At 50.6% G+C, this 387-nt stretch carries 1 protein-coding gene and 1 rRNA gene; one reads left to right on the plus strand and one right to left on the minus strand.

Features of this window, described 5'->3' with window-relative positions; genetic code table 11:
- Positions 1 to 214, plus strand: a 214-nt coding sequence (locus AC1DCJ_RS20320; RefSeq protein WP_478071797.1) for a hypothetical protein, incomplete at its 5' end; no start/stop codon positions are given.
- Between the two features lie 64 nt (positions 215 to 278).
- Here the strand turns inward: AC1DCJ_RS20320 and rrf are convergent.
- A 5S ribosomal RNA gene (gene rrf / locus AC1DCJ_RS20325) occupies positions 279 to 387 on the minus strand; the annotation flags it as partial.

Genomic DNA, 387 nt, shown 5'->3' on the forward strand with positions numbered 1-387 from the left:
GCCGCCCATTGTAGACCGGCTTATCTGCTTCGTCAACACCTTTTTTCAAGGCCGTTTCACCGAAGCGAAACGTTGTTGCCGATGCCGCTTCGTCGTTTGCCCCGAGAGGCTTTCGTCGTTGCGAGCCGCCTATTATGTCAGGCTTTTCGAATCTGTCAACAACTTGTTTGATGAACTTGAGGTTCTTCTTGAAGTTGTCTGTGTAAGTGCATGAAAATCATGTGCTTACATAAAAAGGAAAACCCCGTTGCGTGAGCAACGGGGTTTTTGGGTATAAACCCTGGCGATGACCTACTCTCGCATGGCTTGAGCCACACTACCATCGGCGCAGCTGCGTTTCACTTCCGAGTTCGGGATGGGATCGGGTGGTTCCACAGCGCTAATTTC

The sequence above is a fragment of the Stenotrophomonas sp. 10N36 genome (assembly GCF_056395005.1).